We start from the raw sequence: 817 nt of genomic DNA, 5'->3' as shown, positions 1-817 counted from the left end.
CCACGGCGTCAGTCGCGATCGAACACGGCGATGCTCTCGACGTGCGCCGTGTGCGGGAACATGTCCATGACCCCGGCAGCACTCAGGCGATAGCCATACTCGTTGACCAGGATGCCCGCGTCCCGCGCCAGCGTCGCCGGGCCGCAGGAGACATAGACGATACGCCCCGGGCGCAGCCGCGCCACGTTCGGCAGCACCTCCGCAGCGCCGGAGCGCGGCGGATCGAGCAGCACGCGGTCGACGCCGTCGCCGAGCCACGGCCGGCCGGTGACGTCGGCGGTAAGGTCGGCGGCGTGGAACGAGACATTGTCGATGCCGTTGCGCTCGGCGTTCTCGCGGCCACGCACCACCAGCGGCTCCGCGCCCTCGACGCCGATGACGTGCGCGGCACGCCGCGCCAGCGGCAGGGTGAAGTTGCCAAGCCCACAGAAGAGATCGAGCACGCGGTGCTCAGGCGCCGGGTCCAGCAGCTCGATGGCGCGGCTGACCATCCGGCGATTCATGTCGCCGTTGACCTGGGTGAAGTCGCTGGGCTCGAAGCGCAGGTTCACGCCGAACTCGGGCAGCTCGTAGCTGAGCACGGGGTCCCCGGGCCACAGCGGCGCGATGGTGGACTCGTTGCCGGGCTGCTCGTAGACGTACAGCCCGGTGCGCTGGCCGAAGGCGACCAGCGCGGCGCGGTCGGCCTCGCTCAGCGGCTCCAGATTGCGGAACACCAGGCCGCCGACCTCGTCGCCCAGGGCCACCTCGATCTGCGCCAGGCGCGCGCGTATCGACAGCCCGCCGATCAGCTCCGAGAGCTCGCCGAGGCGGTCCG

1 protein-coding gene is annotated in these 817 nt (G+C 71.4%); it reads right to left on the bottom strand.

Features of this window, described 5'->3' with window-relative positions; translation table 11 throughout:
* Window positions 1-8: 8 nt before the first annotated feature.
* A partial coding sequence (rlmD, locus tag G7A99_RS22150; protein WP_163144153.1) for a 23S rRNA (uracil(1939)-C(5))-methyltransferase RlmD occupies window positions 9-817 on the bottom strand: 809 nt, incomplete at its 5' end.

The organism is Arhodomonas sp. KWT, assembly GCF_010993615.1.
Note: the sequence above shows the minus strand (reverse complement) of the source record. Positions and strands in the feature narration are given on the sequence as shown.